The 18,859-nt window shown below is 45.9% G+C and carries 15 protein-coding genes; 3 read left to right on the forward strand and 12 right to left on the reverse strand.

The genetic code is table 11. From position 1 onward, the window contains the following. Window positions 1–77: 77 nt before the first annotated feature. The 6 genes from T359_RS20505 to T359_RS0114255 form a co-directional block, all read right to left on the reverse strand. Window positions 78–986: a leucine-rich repeat protein gene (locus tag T359_RS20505; RefSeq protein WP_051545447.1), complete on the reverse strand. Its 909-nt coding sequence runs from the start codon at window positions 984–986 to the stop codon at window positions 78–80. 184 nt (window positions 987–1,170) lie between these two features. After that, window positions 1,171–2,370: a DUF362 domain-containing protein gene (locus T359_RS0114235; protein WP_026518054.1), complete on the reverse strand. Its 1,200-nt coding sequence runs from the start codon at window positions 2,368–2,370 to the stop codon at window positions 1,171–1,173. Between the two features lie 4 nt (window positions 2,371–2,374). Further along, window positions 2,375–3,280 carry a diacylglycerol/lipid kinase family protein gene (locus T359_RS0114240; protein ID WP_026518055.1) on the reverse strand — a complete coding sequence of 302 codons (906 nt, stop codon included), beginning with the start codon at window positions 3,278–3,280 and terminating at the stop codon, window positions 2,375–2,377. Window positions 3,281–3,398: 118 nt separating this feature from the next. Next, window positions 3,399–3,890 (reverse strand): dihydrofolate reductase, encoded by a 492-nt coding sequence (locus tag T359_RS0114245; protein ID WP_026518056.1) that lies wholly within the window; start codon window positions 3,888–3,890, stop codon window positions 3,399–3,401. A 16-nt stretch (window positions 3,891–3,906) separates the two neighbouring features. After that, entirely contained in the window at window positions 3,907–4,758 is an 852-nt protein-coding gene (gene thyA, locus T359_RS0114250) for a thymidylate synthase (protein ID WP_026518057.1), read from the reverse strand. Window positions 4,759–4,828: 70 nt separating this feature from the next. Beyond that, window positions 4,829–6,433: an MBL fold metallo-hydrolase RNA specificity domain-containing protein gene (locus tag T359_RS0114255; protein WP_026518058.1), complete on the reverse strand. Its 1,605-nt coding sequence runs from the start codon at window positions 6,431–6,433 to the stop codon at window positions 4,829–4,831. A 123-nt stretch (window positions 6,434–6,556) separates the two neighbouring features. Between T359_RS0114255 and T359_RS0114260 the strand changes: the two genes are divergently transcribed. After that, window positions 6,557–7,732 (forward strand): DUF3048 domain-containing protein, encoded by a 1,176-nt coding sequence (locus tag T359_RS0114260; RefSeq protein WP_026518059.1) that lies wholly within the window; start codon window positions 6,557–6,559, stop codon window positions 7,730–7,732. 107 nt (window positions 7,733–7,839) lie between these two features. Beyond that, complete coding sequence (locus T359_RS0114265) at window positions 7,840–8,688, forward strand: TraX family protein (RefSeq protein WP_035784584.1); 849 nt, start codon at window positions 7,840–7,842, stop codon at window positions 8,686–8,688. A gap of 14 nt (window positions 8,689–8,702) precedes the next feature. On the opposite strand, the gene T359_RS0114270 is transcribed toward T359_RS0114265, so the two are convergent. The 3 genes from T359_RS0114270 to trkA form a co-directional block, all read right to left on the reverse strand. Beyond that, on the reverse strand, window positions 8,703–9,290 hold the full coding sequence (locus T359_RS0114270) for a hypothetical protein (protein WP_026518061.1): 588 nt from the start codon (window positions 9,288–9,290) through the stop codon (window positions 8,703–8,705). Between the two features lie 171 nt (window positions 9,291–9,461). Continuing rightward, window positions 9,462–10,907 (reverse strand): TrkH family potassium uptake protein, encoded by a 1,446-nt coding sequence (locus tag T359_RS0114275; protein WP_026518062.1) that lies wholly within the window; start codon window positions 10,905–10,907, stop codon window positions 9,462–9,464. After that, window positions 10,908–12,272 (reverse strand): Trk system potassium transporter TrkA, encoded by a 1,365-nt coding sequence (gene trkA, locus T359_RS0114280; protein ID WP_026518063.1) that lies wholly within the window; start codon window positions 12,270–12,272, stop codon window positions 10,908–10,910. 485 nt (window positions 12,273–12,757) lie between these two features. On the opposite strand from trkA, the gene bilS reads away from it, so the two are divergent. After that, window positions 12,758–13,300 (forward strand): flavodoxin family protein BilS, encoded by a 543-nt coding sequence (gene bilS / locus T359_RS0114295; RefSeq protein ID WP_026518064.1) that lies wholly within the window; start codon window positions 12,758–12,760, stop codon window positions 13,298–13,300. Between the two features lie 91 nt (window positions 13,301–13,391). Here the strand turns inward: bilS and T359_RS20515 are convergent, their stop codons facing one another. The 3 genes from T359_RS20515 to T359_RS0114310 form a co-directional block, all read right to left on the reverse strand. Next, window positions 13,392–16,439 (reverse strand): pectate lyase family protein, encoded by a 3,048-nt coding sequence (locus T359_RS20515; RefSeq protein WP_051545450.1) that lies wholly within the window; start codon window positions 16,437–16,439, stop codon window positions 13,392–13,394. Between the two features lie 201 nt (window positions 16,440–16,640). Beyond that, window positions 16,641–17,261, reverse strand: coding sequence for a hypothetical protein (locus T359_RS0114305; protein WP_155840133.1), 621 nt, complete (start codon window positions 17,259–17,261; stop codon window positions 16,641–16,643). Window positions 17,262–17,291: 30 nt separating this feature from the next. Next, window positions 17,292–18,839 (reverse strand): DUF6020 family protein, encoded by a 1,548-nt coding sequence (locus tag T359_RS0114310; RefSeq protein WP_026518066.1) that lies wholly within the window; start codon window positions 18,837–18,839, stop codon window positions 17,292–17,294. Between the last annotated feature and the right edge of the window lie 20 nt (window positions 18,840–18,859).

Here is an 18,859-nt window from a genome sequence, read left to right on the forward strand (position 1 = left end):
AGTCAGATTTTTTATTCAAAATGTAGAACGACGAAAAACCGCTTACCTTCATTTATCTAAGGTAAGCGGTTCTAAAATTATAAATCAAATTCGAATTCAGAAGTTGTAGATTTTTGAGTTTTGCTGCTGCCTATGAGGATTGCTGAAAGGCGGGTAAGCTGCCTGGATGAAGCAAGCTTGAGGGCAGCGTCCATGGCTTCCGGGGGGATGAGATTCTCGTAGGATATAAGTGATGAAACTGTATTAAGTAAGGCGTCATCGCGGTGAGACTCATACTCATTGGTAAGTCTTGTCAGAATGCTGCCTGCGTTCTTGGTGACAAATTGTTCGTACTTGGTCTTGTAGCCGGGCATAAGTCCGTAGGGATAAAGAAGTCTGCCAATAGCGATGTTCTCTGATATCTCGGAGCCGTCTATCACAGCCTTCTCAAAGAGCTTGTCATACTCAGCGAAGTTGATGCGCCTTCTGTCTACGCACTCTCTGTAAGCATAGCCGGAACCTGCTATGGAGAACTGAATAGTCCTTGCCATGGTGTTCTCGTTGAAGTCGTAAACATATTCCGGGAAGGTAAGGCAGGCCTCGCCCTCGTCCTTGATATGTATCAGAAATCTCAGGGTCTTGTCGCTGTCCGCCAGGAAGTTTCTGATAACCTCAAACCAGCTCTTGTTAACTGTAATATCAATCTCTTCCAAGGCATCACACTGCCTGCATACACCGTCATAGTAATCATCAAGGCTATCAAACAATGTTATCTTCCTAAGACTCTTACAGTTATGGAAAGCAAATCCGTATAGCGTCTTAATACTCTCCGGCAACGTAACACTCTTTAAGTCCTGTCGTCCGGAAAAAGCATGATTGCCGATGGCCTCAACCGGAAATCCCTCGATAGAATCCGGCACAACCAGGTCCGCTATCTGCCCTTCATATCCACTGATCTCTATATATTCATGTCCATCCTTATGTATCTTCTTATCGTAGCTAAACATTAGTAATACACAACACCCTTTCAAATAATACACTCTATCACAAAAAGCCGGGCAGAATCAGGGAAAAGAACATGACTCGGAACTCAGAAAACTCTCGGCGGACATAGACAGCTCCTTGCCCGGGGAGTCTCGTTCCAATATGAACGAGGATCCCCGGGCAAGGAGCGTCATTTCTCACCCAGCGTTACTTCTGAAGTCCTTGTATGAATTTTCCGATAGGATTCTGCTTAACCTTCATAGCTCCCTTAGGGCAATATTCCTGGCAGCAGAAGCATTTGATGCACTTGCTGCGGTCAATCTGCGGAATAGTGATCTGCTTGCCGGACTTATCGGTGTAAGGCACCATGGTGATGGCCTTTGCCGGGCAGACATCATGGCATTTTTTGCAGCCGATGCACTCGTTTTCTTTTACCTGAGGCTTGGCATTAAACACATGCTTTACAGCATAGGCTGCGATCTTCCAGCCTATTCCTTCGCCCTCAAAGGTAATACTCTGATGGCTGGTAGCCCTCTGGAAATCAGGGATCTTCACCTCTGAAAGAGCCACTTTTCCCACAATCTCAGCCTCAGAAGCCTCCTTGGGTCCAAGGCCTCTCTCATAGGCCACACCCAGGATAGCGCAGTCGTTAAGTCCCATGCCGATAATATCAGCGCAGACCATGTCCAGCGCATAGGGCCTCTTGGAAGCCAACAATGCTCCTATATGTCTCTTATCTCCGCTGCAGGGGCCGTTTCCTTCCATGCCGTCCACCGCATCAACAAGATACAGCACAGGCTTAAAATACTCATTGAGATCCACCATCATATTGGCAAAAGCCCTCTCCTCAGGGAATCTCATATGGTACTCGGGCTTGGTGGTTCCCGGAATTGTTCCAAACATATTTTTAACAGCGCAGCTAAAGCCCATCATGGCGTGGGTCTTGAGCTTGCAAAAATCTATAATGGCATCCACCTTATCAAGCCATCCGGTGTAAATGAAGGTCTTGATGGATTCCGCCTCAGGAAAAACAGCGTTGCTGATGGAAAAATCATCGTTAAGTTTAACCCTGCTGTCACCGATCTCTTTTACCATGTCGGTGAGACCGCAGACTTTGTAGACTCTGTCAAGAACCGCAGGAGTATAGAGCTCTCCCGGGCTGTCTCCCACTACAACCTCTGCCCCCAGCTCAGTAAGCATAAGGCAAAGCTGCTTAAGAAGCGCGGGATGTGTGGTAGCCGCTCTTCCGGGCTCCATGGCTGTTATCAGGTTGCACTTGATTCCAACCTTCATTCCCGGCTTTACAAAATCCAGTCCGCCGATGTTGTCGATAACTTCCTTCAGGGAAGCCTTTACAGTCTCTTCATTGTAGTTTTCACATTTTGAGATTGAAACAGGGTCAAACATGAACTTATCCTTTCTTTGTCATGATGGTTATGGCCTTGTCTATAACTTCAATTTCAGTCTTTCTGGCGTCTCCGCCATACTCTCCGTCAATGGTCCAGCTGGTGTTTTCATCAGAGTAAAAAGTCACCTTGGTCACCTGTCTGAAGGTAATGAAATTGCTGTTTACATCCCCCGTTGCAAGAGCCGTGAGTATCAGGTTCATTTCGCCGATATTCTTTGGAGCATGGATCAGAATAAGTTCCATTTTTCCGTCGTCCTGCTGAACATCAGCGCTCTCCAGAAGCTTCATCCCGCCTACAGATGCGGAATTGCATACAGCTCCGAAGATATAGTCCCCCTCCTCAGTAAGATCATCAGTTTCTATCTTCATATGGCAGTTATAGGCTATATTCTGCGGAAGCTCGGCTATGGCGCTGATAATATACGCCGCATAGCCCAGGACATTTTTCAGCTCCTGATCCGTAGCATAGCTGACCTTGGAAAAAGCTCCGAAGGCTGCCACATAGTTAAAGTAATGGTCATTCATCCTGCCGATATCATAGGAAAAAGGCTCTCCCTGGGCAGCTGCCTCTATGGCTCCTGCCTTGCCCGCAGGAATTCCCAGGCCTCTGGCAAAATCGTTGGTGCTGCCTGCAGGAACATAGGCAAGAATCGGTCTCTTTTTCAGCTTCATCATGGAATTGACCACGTGATTCAGAGTGCCGTCACCGCCGCTGCAAAGAATGAGATCTGCCTTGCCGTCATACTGCTCCACAAGGTTCTCTGAGGTAAGCTCTGTCCCCGGAAGAATCGGATAAACTATGGGTTCATAATCCTGCTCCCCAAGGGCTGTAACTATATCCATGGCCTCATTTCCGGCCTTACCTGTACCTGCCTTCCTATTTATGAGAACTAAAGCACGTTTCTTCATATATTTTTCTCCGTCTGGCATAAATTATGAAAAAAATCTGTGATAAAGCTCAAATACATATCGTGCAATCTAATTGCATAAATCATAATGCACGGATACCTAAATTGCAACAGTTAAATTACTTGATTCTCTTATATGTTCTGTAGGTATATGTGATGTCGAAATAGACCTGCTCATCGCTCTCGTCAACGAGCTCCCACTCCGGATCCCGGTCCAGATTCGGGAAATAGGAGTCAGCCTGATATTCCTTGTCTATGAAGGTTACGATGGCTTCATCACAGACATCAAGAAATTCCTTATATACGCTTGATCCGCCGATGATAAATACGTCATTGGTATCAAGGTCGCTTACGGAAGAAAGAAGCTCTTCCTTGCTGTGAACTACCAGTGCGTTCTTAACTGTATAATCCTTCCTGGTGGAAAGAATGATGTTGTCTCTTCCGGGAAGCACTACCTGCTGCGGAAAGGTCTCCAGGGTCTTTCTGCCGTATACGATAGTCTTTCCTATGGTGAGACTTCTGAAGTTCTTCTGATCTGCAGGGATGCTCACCAGGAGCTGCCCCTTGTTACCAATGGCCCAGTTGCTGTCTACTGCTACTATTGTTTTCATAAACTCTCCTCTTTTTTTATATAGCGATAGGTATATCTTTTATCTGTTCCCCTGCAACCTCGTAGCCCTCAAGGGAAACATCATTTCTTGTGAATTCATAGAAGTCCTTCACGTCAGGGTTCAGGTGGAACTTAGGTGCGGGAAGGGGCTTTCTTTCAATGAGCTCCTTGATAAGAGGCACATGTCTGTCGTAGATGTGAGCATCTGCGATAACGTGTACCAGCTCGCCAACGTTCATGTCGCAGACCTGAGCCAGCATGTGCACAAGAACCGCATACTGAACCACGTTCCAGTTGTTGGCAGCAAGAACGTCCTGGGATCTCTGGTTTAGAACCGCATTAAGAGTAAGCCTGTCCTCGCCCTTTTTCTGGGTTACGTTGTAGGTAACGCTGTAGGCGCAGGGGTACAGGTTCATCTCATGGAGATCCTGGAAAACATAGGTATTTGTCATTATTCTTCTGCTGAAGGGGTTGTTTTTAAGATCATAGATAACCCTGTCCATCTGGTCGAACTCGCCCTCTTTGTAAATGCTCTTCTGGGCAATCTGATAGCCGTAGGCCTTTCCTATGGAACCGGTCTCGTCGGCCCACTCATCCCAGATATGGCTGTTGAGGTCATGGATGTTGTTGCTCTTTTTCTGATAGATCCAGAGAACCTCGTCTGTGGCACTCTTAAGGGCTGTCTTTCTGAGAGTCATGATAGGAAACTCTTTGGACAGGTCGTATCTGTTTACCACTCCGAATTTTTTGATGGTGTATGCCGGCTCCCCGTCCGGCCAGTGAGGACGTACCTTCTCCCCCTCGGTGGATGTTCCGTTTTCCAAAATATCTTTGCACATGTTTATGAAAATCTCATCTGCTAATGCCATACCTTCCTCCTATTTTTTTCATTATGAAATATTATGATATACGCAGAGACCTGATGCCGCTTGAATCCACTTATCTGCTCCATTTGTCACAAAGCGAATTAATCTGGTCCGCAAACTTCGCCTTGTCCTTGTTGGTCATGCCCTCGGATCTGGCAATGATGCCCATAAGACGTGCCCCCGCAGCCTTAAGACGGGCATAAACATCCGAAACAAGGGTGGATTCCTTCTTCTTGATAGGAATCGGAATGCCCTCTTTCATTATCATTCCCGAGATGACATCAAACTCTGTTCCCGAATAGGGCGCATAAGTATCGTAGCCGTATTCTTCCTTCAGGCACTTGGCAAAGGACATACATACGCTGTCCTCACCGTGAACGATAAATACGCGCTTGGGTCTTTTCACATCAAAGCCCTTGAGCCACTTGATAAGACCGTTCTTGTCCGCATGGCCGGATAAACCCTCCAGCTTGCAGATGTCAGCTTTGACGTCGATGGTCTCTCCAAAAAGCCTCACCTCAGTAGCGCCGTCAATAATGGCTCTTCCTGTGGTTCCAACGGACTGATAACCAACGAAAAGGATTGTGCTCTCAGGCCTCCACAGATTGTGCTTAAGGTGATGTCTCACACGGCCCGCCTCGCACATACCCGATGCGGAGATGATGACCTTGGGCTCCGGGTCTTCATTGATGGCCCTGGACTCCTCCATGGTAATGGCCAGGTTCAGACCGGGAAATGCGATGGGATTGATCTTCTTTTTCAGAAGTTCAAGAGCCTCCTCATCGTAGCAATCGTACTGATTCTGTTCAAATATCTCTGTGGCCTCCACCGCCAGGGGGCTGTCCACAAATACCGGGAAGTTGGGATAGGACTTAACAAGGCCCTCCTTCTTGATCTTCCTGATAAAGTACAGCATTTCCTGGGTTCTTCCCACTGCAAAGGATGGGATGACCACATTGCCGCCCCTTGCAAAGGTTCTGTCCAGAATCTCAGCCAGCTCTCTGACATAATCAGGCTTCTCCTGGGAGTGAAGTCTGTCGCCGTAGGTGGATTCCATGACTACATAATCAGCCTCGGAGGTGTACTGGGGATCCCTGATAAGGGGCTGGTCCGTATTACCTATGTCACCGGAAAAAACGATCTTCTTGGTGACATTTTTTTCTGTGAGCCACACCTCGATACTGGCGGAACCCAGAAGGTGGCCAATATCCGTAAACCTTATTTTGACACCCTCACAGACCTCGATCTCTTTTCCATAGGGACAGGGCACAAAGGCTCTGATGGTCTTGTCCGCATCCTCCATGGTATAAGCGGGCTCCATCTTGCCCACATCCTTACTTCTCTTGGCCTTCCTGTTTCTCCACTCAGCCTCCTGCATCTGAATATGGGCACAGTCACGGAGCATGATATCGCAAAGCTCCGCCGTAGCCTCTGTGGAGTAGATCTTGCCACGGAACCCCTGAGAATACAAAAGAGGCAGATTACCGGAATGATCCACATGGGCGTGGGTCAAAAGAACGAAGTCGATCTCCGGAGCAGACACCGGCAGAGGCACATTCTCGAAGTAGTCCTTGCCCTGCTCCATTCCGTAATCCACCAGAATATTTTTACCGGCACATTCTATGAAGTGACAGCTGCCTGTAACCTCATGATCCGCGCCAACAAAGTATAGTTTCATATATTCTATGCTCCCATTTTCATTACATCATGTTTATTTTTTAGTATACCACAAAAAAGTGGCATTCTCCCCTGAACTCTGTTAGAATGGTAATAATGATTTATTTTAAAGGAGATTATGAAAATGTATATTAAGAAATATGCGAAAAGAGCAGTCGCATCTGTGATGTGCGCCATTACAGTCCTCAGTGTTGCAGCCTGCGGTGCGCAAAGCGGCGATAATGTCGGCGACGATACAGGAGCTGCCGGCGTTTCTTTTGAGCAGATTGAGCCCGAGACTACCACAGAGGCCCCTGCAGAAGAGGCTTCTACCGAGGAAGTCAAGGAAGAGGCAGAGGCATATGTTCTCCCTGAGGGAATGTATTTTTCAGAGCTCACCGGTGAGCCCATCAGCGAGGAACTCAAGGACCAGCGTCCCATCGCTGCCATGGTTGACAACGAGATCACCGCTCTTCCCCACTACGGAACTTCAGAGGCAGATGTAGTATATGAACTTATGAACAGCACACTTAACGACCGCATCACAAGACTTATGTGCGTTGTTAAGGATTGGGGCAGCATCGAGCAGTTGGGTAGTATCAGATCCACACGTCCTACCAACATCATGCTGGCTGCAGAGTGGAACGCAGTTCTTTGCCACGACGGAGGTCCTTACTACAACGACCAGTATTTCTCACAGCCCTGGTCAGCACACTTCTCTGGAACCTTCTCACGTATCAACAACGGTAAGGCCAGAGAGTTCACAGAGTACATCGTAAGCGGAGACCTTGAGAGCAACTTCAATAACAGCTCCAGCAAGGCCGGCTACGAGACAACTTACAATCAGTATGTTAACGAAGGAAGCCACTTCAATTTCGTTCCTTACGGAACCGAGGTCTTCCTTGATCAGAAATATTCAAGATCCTACTCAGCACACAAGGCTATTCTTCCATTCACACACAACGGATCACAGCTGGTTTACAACTATGACACCAACGAGTACGAGTACTATGAGTACGGCGAAAGACACGAGGATGCCGAGGACGGCGCTCCTCTTAGCTTCAAGAACGTTATCCTTCAGAAGTGCTCATTCTCACAGTTGGACGAGCACGGCTACCTCATCTACAACTGCATCGATTCCGGCAAGAACGCATGGTACCTCACCAATGGCGTTGCCAAGGATATCACCTGGGTTAAGACCGGCGAGACAGAAGTAACAAGATTCTATGATGAGAACGGCGAGGAGCTTGCCATCAACACCGGTAAGACCTACATCGCCCTTATCCCTGAGGACACTTGGGAGAAAATCATTTTTGAGTAATGCATCACTGCACCAAATAGTATAAAATAGGTCATGGCTATATATTTCAGCCATGACCTTTTCTTTACTTTAATTATCCAATACATCCCGGAAGAGAGACCATAATTATGCCTTTATTACATAAGAAGATAAACGGAAACACCCTGAAGTTCATAGCCTGCCTCGTGATGCTCATAGACCATCTCACAGCAGGTTTTATGGTCCCCATGGTAAGAGACGGTCTCTATAACGGAAGCCTTACCGGAGTAGAGCTCAATAACATCTACAAGGTCCTTAGGGCCATCGGCAGAACAGCCTTTCCCATTTTCTGTTTTCTTCTTACGGAGGGCTTTATCCATACAAAAAGTAAACCAAAGTATGCCTTGAGCCTTCTTGTTTTCGGCGTTATTTCCGAGCCCGTCTTCGATCTTACTCTTTATGCAAAACAGGACAGATATAATCCCGATTTCATTCAGGTCCTCACAGAAAACAAGGACCTGCTATTAGCGCATCAGAACGTCTATTTTACACTTCTTATCGGCCTTACAGTGATATGGCTCATGGATGAGATCCAGAAGTTATTTGGGCCTCTTCTGCCCATTTCCGCAATGGGTGACCCCCGCCTTACCACCGTGGATGGCAATATCAATATCATCAGCTTTTTGCTGTCCGGTGCTGTAGCTGCCTCCGGTGCGTACCTGGCTCAGTACATCCACTCGGATTACCGCTGGTGGGGAGTGACCCTTATCGTGATTTTCTACCTGTTAAAGGGCTTTGACATTCTATGTCTTATGGCAGGCTACATCTTTATCAGCAACCTGTCCACGGAATACTGGTCCTTCCCGGCCTTTTTCCTGATACTTTTTTACAACAAAAAACGAGGTAGAAATCTAGGCAATCTCAAGTATTGCTACTATTTCTTCTACCCCGTTCATCTTCTTGTTATCTATTATGTACGGTATTTCCTGCTGAGATAAAACTAATTGTCTCATTATCCCTGGTAATTGGCCATGGCTGCCTGAGCTCCGCAAATGTCCGTGGTGGACAGCGTATACTTCTGCAGAAGCTGTGTCTGGAAGAATACACACTTGTCATCATCGGCCTCAACTGAGGCTACCTGTCTGTATCCCTTCTCCTTGCTGCCGGTAAGGATATACACCGGCTGGCCCGCCTCAACATCTATCTTGACCTGGATAGTTGCAGGCTTGTTCAAAATAATATTCTTGCTAAATGTAAGTTCATATGTTCCGGGATAAAAACCATCCTCGGATTTAGTCACTGTGCCGCTGATCGGTAGTGTACCGTTCTCATCATATATTGTAACTCTCTGAGTAAGTCTTCCCCGTTCATTTAATATGCCATCCTCAGAAAGTCTCTGCTCATGTTCACCATGAGTATTCTCATCATCCGTGACAACAAAACTCGCCAAAGAGTTGCCATTCTCCTCCGGTACATCCTGCGCTGTACTCACTATGCTCTTCCCGTCAATTCCATACTGGAAGATTGCCCCTGCAAAACTGGTACAGATCAGGACCGCAGCGACAAGGATCATCATTTTTATCATCCTTGTCCTTGTCATAATTCCAAACCCACCTAAACTTTATATTGTATAGAAAAATATATCTTTCACAAAACTTACTAAAGTTTATCACAATTTGGACACATTTTTCAATGGGTTTTTCAAAAAAAGTTTATAAAAATTTATAAAAGTTTATACTTTTTTTAGAATTACGCAGGCTACAGCTCTTCTTTATTTCATCCAGGTCTTTGGTTTAATAACGATAAAAATAGGAAGAAGCTCAAGTCTTCCGGCCAACATATCAAACATAAGGATGATCTTGGACAGGTATGAGAACTCTGAATAGTTGCCCATAGGGCCTACCATGCCAAGTCCCGGTCCGATATTGTTAAGAGTTGCGGCCACAGAGGTCACCGTAGTCTGGAAGTCGAAATTATCCAGAGCAACAATAAGGGTCGAAAGAATAAAGGTGATCACATAGATCCCAAGATATGCGGATACAGACTTGACCGTGGTACCTTCCACAGTGTGACCGTCCATATACACTCTCTTGATGGCCTTGGGATGAACTATGAAATTAAGCTCATTTCTGGCATTCCTTATAACAATAAGGGCTCTTGAAAACTTGAATCCGCCGCCGGTGGAACCTGCGCAGGCACCAACCAGTGAAAGGATGCAAAGGATCATCTTGGAAAACATGGGCCATTTGTCAAAGTCCAGAGTTCCGAATCCGGTGGTAGTCATTACGGAAGTAACGGCAAAGAGCGCATGATGGAAAGATAATCCTGCGTTCTGCAGAACTCCCGCCCTGTAGATATTGATGGCTATCAGGGATGCTGCAATGACTATGGTTGCGAGGTAGTATTTGACCTCGTCAATGGCAAAAGCCTCCTTGGGCTTCTTGTTCAAAAGGAAATAATAAACGGTAAAGTTAACACCGCAAAGAGCCATGAACAATATAATGATGGCCTGGCTCACAATAGGATAGCCGCCGATTCCCGCGTTATTGATGGCAAATCCGCCGGTTCCCACAGTTGAAAATGAAATGGTTATGGCGTCATATATGGGCAGTCCCGAAATAAAGAGACAGATAATCTCCAAAATTGTGATTCCAAAGTAAATAAGATACAGGATCTTGGCTGTGTCCTTGACCTTGGGCACGATCTTACCGACCACGGGGCCCGGGCTCTCCGCCCTCATCAGGTGCATGCTGTAACCGTCCGCCATGGGAACAACCGCCAGAAGGAATACAAGAACTCCCATGCCTCCTATCCAGTGGGTAAAGGTTCTCCAGAACTGAACGCTCTTTTCCATGCCGTCCACAGAGGTAAGGATACTGCCTCCGGTGGTGGTAAAACCTGACACCGTCTCAAACATGGCATCGATGAAATTGGGGATGGTATCTGTCATCACAAAGGGAATAGCTCCAATGACACTTATGCCAAGCCATGCCACAGCAGTGATGGCAAATCCCTCTCTCGCATAAATAACCTTATTGGCAGGCTTTTTTGCAGAGCCCACATATCCGATGGCCAGACAGCTCAGAATAAGAATAAAGAACGATCTGGCGCTGTCATACTCTCCGTAAATGAGTGCCACTGCAAAAGGCAGCAAAAGAAGCAGTCCCAGAGTCCTGAGAAGCCTGAATAATACGTATCTGATCATTGAGTAATTCATTTATCGGTTCTCCAATATATCATTTATATCTTTGAGTCCTGTAAGCATTGTGACTACGATTACAGAATCTCCTGCTCTTATTATGCTTTCACCGCTGGGAGATATGATCTCGCCGTAGTGGCTGATGCAGGCAATAAGAATGCCCTTGCGAAGGCTCAGCTGTGCAAGAGGAACTCCGATAACCGGGCTTCCCGCTCTTACAATGAACTCCAGAGCCTCAACTCTCTCGTCGTTGAGCTTGTAAAGAGTCTCGATATTGCTGTCTGCGGAAGCTGACATTCCTCGTACAAACTGAACGATTCTGTCGGCAGTGATGTTCTTGGGATAAATGATACTTCCGATTCCAAGGGAGCCGATGATATCGCCGTAATTAACCCTGTGGACCTTGGTGATAAGCTTGGCCTTGGGGTTGATGCTCTTAACATACATTGAGAGCATGATATTCTCTTCATCAAGGTTGGTGAGGGAAACAAAGGATTCAACGCTTGTTACGCCCTCTTCAAGGAGCATATCCTTGTCTGTTCCGTCTCCGTTGATGATAAGGGCCTGAGGAAGAAGCTCTGAAAGCTCCTTGCATCTAACGGGGTCCTTGTCAAAAATAGTAACCTTGATACCAAAGTTGAGAAGCTGCTTAGCCAGGTAATAGGCTGTCTCTCCGCCGCCGATGATAAGGGTTGAATGAACCTTGGCTGTGGGAAGACCCAGCTTCTTGAAAAATCCGAGTGTATTTTTACCGGATCCGAGAATGGTCACCTCATCGCCGTTTCTCAGGATAAAGTTACCATCGGGGATATAGACCTCGCTGCCTCTTGAAACCACGGCAACGATGACCTGCTTTTTAAGTTCTGAGGGGATGTCCTTCAGGGCCAGGTCACAGAGTCTTGATTTCTCATCAATGACCATCTTGACCAGCTCCGCCTTACCTCTTGCGAAGGTCTCGATTTTGGTGGCGGAAGGGAACTTCAGAAGACGCTCAGCCTCTGTAGCTGCTGCTTCCTCAGGGTTGATTACCATTGAAAGTCCCAGCTCTTCCTTGATAAAGTTGATCTCCTTCTTGTATATAGGATTGCGGACACGAGCGATGGTGTGACAGTTACCTGCCTTCTTGGCTATAAGGCAACAAAGAAGATTGAGCTCGTCGGAATCTGTAACGGCTATCATCAGATCAGCCTTCTCGATTCCCGCATCCTTCATAATTGAATAGCTGGCGCCGTTGCCAACGATTCCCATAACGTCGTAGCTGTTGACCACGTTCTGAACCACACTGCTCTTTTCCTCGATGACAGTGATATTGTGGCCTTCCTTGCTAAGCTGCTGTGTAAGTGTCTGTCCCACGTTACCGCAGCCAACAATAATAATATGCATAAAATTTTATTTCCTCCGGGATTGCTTAAAGTATGGTGAAGCTCACACAAATCCACATTACATTATATTTATAATGGAATATTTTATCAACCTTCATGGTTTTTTTATTATAGTTTATCGCCACTTCATTGTATTTTATACGCATGAAACCTACAATTATCATGTCGGTAGATGGCGACATCCCGATTCTGCCTAGAGGAGATGCCTATGAAGGATTTTTTTACCAGGTTATTCCAAGGGCGCTACGGTTCCTATGGTACCGATTTGCTGACCAGATTTTTACTTGTTGAGGCGTTTATATGTCTCCTTTTGTCAGTCATTGCCCCGCCGCTTGGCTTTTTATATTATGTTGCGTTAGTGATACTTATCTACTGCTATTTCCGTCTCTTTTCAAAAAACATCACCAAAAGATACAAAGAAAATGAGCGGTATTTAAGTATAAGAAAAAAAGTTATTGGTTTCTTCAAGTGTCGCAAAGGATAGCTATGCTCAAATACCTAGTTATTTATGCCAGTGTGACCGGTAATACCCGGCTTCTGGCGGAAGAAATTTATAACGCTCTGCCGGTGTCCCCCAAGGAAAAAAAGCTTGTGGATATCCGCTCATGGCACGGAGAGGCCGACGCAGAGAATTATTTTGTGGGATTCTGGGCCAACAGAGGATCCTGCACTTTGGAGATCATAGATCTTTTGTCATCCCTGCATTCGAGAAATGTGGCTCTCTTCGGAACCTGCGGCATGGGAGCCGGAAGCCGTTACTATGACGCTTTGGAGCAGAACGCCAGGGTATGGCTGTCAGAAAGCAATACTTTCCTTGGTTCCTATTTCTGTCAGGGCAAAATGCCCATAGAAGTAAGACTTAAATACGAATCCTACAGGGGAAAAGCCGATGATGCCAGAATTGACCAGATGCTGAGCTACTTTGACGAAGCTGCCACCCATCCCAACAGGCAGGATTTCATGCATGCCCACATGTTTACGGAGAGAATGGTGAGCCGCATCAAAGATCTGTCCCTTGAATATGCGTAATCAGGAAAGCCTTCGGCTTTCTTGCTAAATAGAATGAGCCGGGCCTGTGCAGGATCACAGTTCCGGCTCATTATAATGTCTTTTTATCTTATTATGGCTTTAATACACCATTCTCATCGAAGTGATAAGTCTTACCCCAGATCTTGTAATCTCCTGTTACCATTGTGCCGTCAGCCTTGAAGTAATACTTCTTGCCATCAAGAGTAAGCCAGTATGACTTCTTAACTCTGAAGGTGCTGTCAAAGTAGTAGGTCTCATTTCCAATCTTTGTAAGGCCCTTGGCAAGGAAACCATCCTCATGTCCATAGTAAAGTGCAGACCACTTGGTGAAGAATCCTGTTACCATCTTGCCCTCGGCTCCGAAGTATCTCTTATCTTTATCAAAAGCAACGAATGCATTGGTTACAAGGTTTCCGTTGGACTTGAAGAAATACATTACTCCGTCGATCTCTGTAAGGCCTGTTGCTTTCTCGCCGTTGGAGTACTCATAGTACTTAGCGCCCCACTTGCTCTTCCACTGTCCTGTTACAGGTGCAGGTTCCGGAGCAGGCTCGGGTGTAGGCTCAGGATCGGGAGTAGGAACAACTACTTCCTCTGAAGATCCCTCACTGGATGCCTCTTCGCTGGAGCCTTCTGATGAAGCCTCACTGGATGCTTCTGATGATGCTTCGCTTGCTGCTTCACTGGAAGCCTCTGATGCTGACTCCTCAGATGATGCCTCTGAAGCTGCCTCGCTGGAAGCCTCGGAAGCTGCCTCGCCGGGCTCCTCTGAGATCTCCTCCTCAGATGATGCCTCTGAAGCTGCCTCGCTGGAGCTTTCGGAAGCTGCCTCGCCGGGCTCCTCTGAGATCTCCTCCTCAGATGATGCTTCTGATGAAGCCTCTGAGCTTCCCTGGCCGGGATCATCCTCTATAACAGGCTCCTCTTCTGTAGTGCCCTCTGTCTCAAATACCATGTAGAACAGGTTCTCAACATCCTTCTTGGTAAGCTCGTGTGAGCCGGCTGTGATATCAAGTACCATTACGTTTGAAGCTTCCTTCATTGCTGTTCCGTCAAGCTTGATTGAAGAATCATTGTCTCCGAATACAAGTGTAAGCTTGCCCTCAGCAGGAGCTGTGAAGGAAATCTTTGTCTTGCTTTCGATCTTGAGGCACTGTGTAAGTACCAGACCGTCATACTCTACAGTTCCCTTTGTTGTTGAAAGAGTTCCTGCAATGTTAAAGAAATCATCATTAAGGCCTGTGCCTGTGAAGTTGTGAACATATTTTGCTGCTGTTACTTCAGGCTCTGGTTCGGGATCAGGAATGATTTCCTCGGTAGAAGCTTCGCTGGAAGCATCTGATCCGCTGTCCTCTGAACCACTGTTCTCTGATGAAGCCTCACTGGATGCCTCTGAACCGCTATCCTCTGATGAAGCCTCACTGGATGCCTCTGAAGAGCCCTCTGAAGATCCCTCGTCATCGCTCTTTACGCCGTTGCCGCCAACTGCGATAAGCTTGGTCTTGTAGGAATTAAGAGCAGCCTTAAGGGCCTTGTTAACGCTGTAATCTGCGTCATCAACAGCGTCATTGAACTCCCACTTGAAGTCTCCGCCGTTCTCTCTTCCGGCAAGGCTCTCAACCTTCTCCTTGGCAGCTTCCGGTGAATCTGCCTTGTAGGAATACATGATTGAAGAAGTGTCGAAGTTGTTGTATGTAGAGCCGCCCTTGTAAGCCTTAACGGTTGCAGGAACCTTCTCTTTTGCAGAAGAAGCCTCATATGCATCGAACTCGGTGTTGTTCTTCTGATAGGTTACATAGCTCTTAGCACCGATGATCTTGTTGTTATAGCTCTTGATGATACCGCCATCCTCACTTGAAAAGGTTCCAAGATTTTTCTCATCTCTTGTAAGAGAATTCCAGTCAGAAATAATATCAGATCCCTGATAAGAAATAAGCATAGGATACTTGCAGTTTCTGAAGTAGTTGGCCTCAACGAAGGCTGAAGCTCCCATGGTTACGCCTGCGCCATACTTGGCATTGCCGTCGTAGTAGTTGTTGTAGATATGAACAGAACAGGTTCTGATACGAGGATGTCTTGAATCAGAGTGATCATACCAGTTGTGGTGGTAAGTGATATAGTTCTCTGTAGACTCAGACTTCATACCCTGAAGGTTACTCTTACCAGTGTCATAGAAATGGTTGTAAGAGTGGGTTACAAAGGTTGATGTCTTTGTATCAAGAGAGCCGTCGCCCTTAGCCTGGTCAGCGTCACCACCTGCAAGTCCGTAGAAAAGATCGCAGTTGTGAACCCAGATATGGTCATTGCTCTGCTGAAGTCCGATATCATCGCCTTCATTACTGTCGCAGTTCATAAAGCCCAGGTTTCTTACTTCCACGTTGGAAGCATTCTTGATTCTAAGTCCCCAGCCGTCTGCTGTGGCATCCTCGCCGACACCCTCAAAAGTGATGCCGCCGACTCTCTTGTTGGCTCCGCTGCCGCTGATGCAGATGTCGCCGCCTTCCATTGTGGCAAAGTCAGTGATCTGACCTACGAATCTGACATCGAGAGGACGGGTCTCATAGCCCTTCTTGTATAAGTTAAGAATATTCTGAAGTCCCTTGGCGTTGGTAGTTGCACCCTTGGCATTGGTGGTAACATCCAAGGATACGCTGTCCTTGGTATCCTTGGTGATGTAAAGAACTACCGCGTCGGACTTAAGTGTTCCGTTATCATTGTATGCTCCGCTGCTGGTTCCGTTGACGAAGCCGAAACCTGAACGGTCGTGAGCTGCTACATAAACCTTCTCTGAAACAGCTCCTGTCATGGTCTTGCCGTTCTCCACAGGAACAACCTTAAAGGAATAGTTGCCTGCCGCAAGTCCCAGAGCATCTGCTCTGTAGTATTTTCCGCCCTTTCCGTCGGAATAAAGTCGGATGAGTTCATCATCCAGCTGAGTGCCGTTAACATATACGTTGTAAGCATCAGCATCCCCTGCAGCCCATTCTACATAGGCTGACTCAAGCCATCCGCCGCACTCTGTGATAACCGGTACAGCAGGAGCCGCACTAACATTCAATGATGGTGCAGCCAAAAAAGATGTGGCCGCTAATACACCGGCCATCATAAGCCCCATTTTGTTGTATTTTTTCCCCAACATTTTCACTCCTTCCGCGTTTCAACAAACGCAACCTCTAATAATTACTATACAATAATAGGCCACCGCAGACCGGCAGTCAACGAATTTATGGAAGCGTTTACATAGAAAATACACGGAGGTTTTTGTTAAAAACATACAATCGCAATTGAAAGCTATTACAATTGTTTTCTCATCTGTTTTTTCGCAAAAAACAGCCACGATTCACCTTAAGTGAATTGTGGCTGCACTGTTTTCAAAGATCTCTGTGCAATCATCATCTTCTGCCCTCTGATAGGTCACGGTAAACATCCTGTATTTGGATATAAGCATATATACCGTCTGGTGGATCACTTCCTCATCTGCGGGCTGATAACTGGATACGATCTTAAATCCGGGATAACCGTCAATCTTTATCTTTTCAAAGGACTCAACTTTGAAACCGACCTTTTGCTGATACTCATTGTCATAAGCAGCAGACATGGTGTCCTGATAGATCTCTCTGGTAAGATTCAAAGACTCATCAATTATCTCCATCTCACCGGAGGCAAGAACTGCTGCCTTTTCTCTGTTGGTAAGGATCTTGTCTTTCTCATTGTCATAGTAGCTATACTTGATGGAAGAAGATTCCATCGGATGATTCTTATTGATAAAAAAACCCTTCTCTGTTCCGGGAACAAATTCACTGGGTATAACGAAACTGCAGGATGTAGCAGTCTTCAGATCATCCTCCGCAAGAGTGGTGATCACTCCTGACAGGAAAAATCCCGAAAGCACTGCACAGATAATAGCCAGTAAGCCTCCCAGCGCATATATTAATATTTTCCGTTTACACTTATTTCTCATTCAAATCACCAACAATAAAATAGTTCTCATTTATTTTGAGGGTATATTCAAAATCCCGTAATATACAGGCAAAGCCACTGCAAAGCATAACCCGTATCTCCACTGAAATGCAATGGGTGTCGCCATAAGAATAGTAACCCAGCATAGCAAAAATGGCAATGACACGCCGCAGCCGATCTTATTTTTCCTGTGAAGCAAAAGAATAATACATAGAACGCACCATGCTGTTGTGCCTACGCCAAGAAAAACAGAATAGGTATTTATCCCATTCTCAAACAGGGACTGTATTCCTTGGGGAGCCAATGATCTCGGGTATATCTTCTGTTCCTCAAACCAGGAAGCAAATGAATCCTCTGCCGCAAAGGCTCCGATATAAGTATATCTCATTTTATAGTCTTTATTGGAAAAAGACCAAAATCCATAAGTACAACGCAGGTATGAGTCAACGTAAATATCAAAATTTGAGAACATCATCTCAAAATATGTTTTCAAAAACTCAGCTCGATGAGCATTAAGAAAATCATCATCAATCCTGGCTTCTCCATATTTGATACGATCCGCATTATAGGGATCATACTGTTCTTTCATAGCTTCGATGGGCATGATCTTTTCAAGAAATGCCCTCTGTATGTCAGTGATATTCCCATCCTTACTAACGGTAGCCGCAATCTGCTGAATAGGAACACCTACAGCTTCACGGAAGCGATACTGGGCATTGGCATGATGCTGGATAAACCTGGTGGATGCAAAAAACAAAGCGATGACAACCGCATATAACAGCATGTACTTAAATACTTTTCTATAGGCTACGCAGCAATATACAGCTATAACTGCGCAGATCATAAAGCCGTTGTTTCTGCACATCATCAGATATGTAGATATCAGCAGCAGTGCAATCTCTTTAATGGATTTAATGCTTTCTCCCTCTGTTTCCCATAAATCATACATGACAGGAACCATAAGCATCAGTCCAACGGTAAAAATTACGTCCTTAACAAGAGTGATCTTGTAAAGATTCAATATAGGGCAAAGCAGAAAGAATGCATCAATGATAATAAGCGGAGTCTTCGGAACACCTTTTTCCTTCAGCCATGTCAGACAGTATGCACATGCAAGGGAGATTATGATGATCTGAAAAACACAGAACAGTATAAGAGCCTCGTTATCTGTTTCCCCAAGGGCCCAGGCAATCTTGCGGAAGGCTCTGGCCATTATAATATACTCCCAGGGATGCTGACCTGAGGTTCCAAGGCCTCCTCTTATCATAAAGATAGTATCATTGTTACAAGTTGCAGGATAATAGATCACCTGAAACAGAATACCAATAAGAAAAATAGCAATGAAGTTCAAAACAAAAAATGTTTTGGAACTGATTTTCAATGTCTTTTCCTCTCTCCAGCAGGAAGAGAAAAAGTCAGCAATCCTGATAATGCCAATAAACAAAATAAAACCGATAACCAAAGTAAGCCAACTAAACTTTTGTGCGTTATCCGGATTATAAACTTTTGTAAGTGAAAAGGCCAATGCGAATAAAACTGCGCAGACTCCCTCAACTGCCCCCTCAATTTTAGCTTTCATTTTTTTTCCCCTAAAATGGG

It is taken from the genome of Butyrivibrio sp. MC2021 (assembly GCF_000621605.1).
Classification (GTDB): Bacteria; Bacillota; Clostridia; order Lachnospirales; family Lachnospiraceae; genus Butyrivibrio.

Bases quoted from the DNA above. Each gene is read 5' to 3' on its own strand.
- T359_RS0114255 (WP_026518058.1), bottom strand. From the start codon at position 6,433: ATGAAACTATACTTTGTTGGCGCGGATCATGAGGTTACAGGCAGCTGT.
- T359_RS20515 (WP_051545450.1), bottom strand. From the start codon at position 16,439: ATGTTGGGGAAAAAATACAACAAAATGGGGCTTATGATGGCCGGTGTA.
- T359_RS20505 (WP_051545447.1), bottom strand. From the start codon at position 986: ATGTTTAGCTACGATAAGAAGATACATAAGGATGGACATGAATATATA.
- bilS (WP_026518064.1), top strand. From the start codon at position 12,758: ATGCTCAAATACCTAGTTATTTATGCCAGTGTGACCGGTAATACCCGG.
- thyA (WP_026518057.1), bottom strand. From the start codon at position 4,758: ATGGCATTAGCAGATGAGATTTTCATAAACATGTGCAAAGATATTTTG.
- T359_RS0114240 (WP_026518055.1), bottom strand. From the start codon at position 3,280: ATGAAGAAACGTGCTTTAGTTCTCATAAATAGGAAGGCAGGTACAGGT.
- T359_RS0114245 (WP_026518056.1), bottom strand. From the start codon at position 3,890: ATGAAAACAATAGTAGCAGTAGACAGCAACTGGGCCATTGGTAACAAG.
- T359_RS0114265 (WP_035784584.1), top strand. From the start codon at position 7,840: ATGCCTTTATTACATAAGAAGATAAACGGAAACACCCTGAAGTTCATA.
- T359_RS0114260 (WP_026518059.1), top strand. From the start codon at position 6,557: ATGTATATTAAGAAATATGCGAAAAGAGCAGTCGCATCTGTGATGTGC.
- T359_RS0114305 (WP_155840133.1), bottom strand. From the start codon at position 17,261: ATGAGAAATAAGTGTAAACGGAAAATATTAATATATGCGCTGGGAGGC.
- T359_RS0114275 (WP_026518062.1), bottom strand. From the start codon at position 10,907: ATGAATTACTCAATGATCAGATACGTATTATTCAGGCTTCTCAGGACT.
- T359_RS0114270 (WP_026518061.1), bottom strand. From the start codon at position 9,290: ATGACAAGGACAAGGATGATAAAAATGATGATCCTTGTCGCTGCGGTC.
- T359_RS0114310 (WP_026518066.1), bottom strand. From the start codon at position 18,839: ATGAAAGCTAAAATTGAGGGGGCAGTTGAGGGAGTCTGCGCAGTTTTA.
- T359_RS0114235 (WP_026518054.1), bottom strand. From the start codon at position 2,370: ATGTTTGACCCTGTTTCAATCTCAAAATGTGAAAACTACAATGAAGAG.
- trkA (WP_026518063.1), bottom strand. From the start codon at position 12,272: ATGCATATTATTATTGTTGGCTGCGGTAACGTGGGACAGACACTTACA.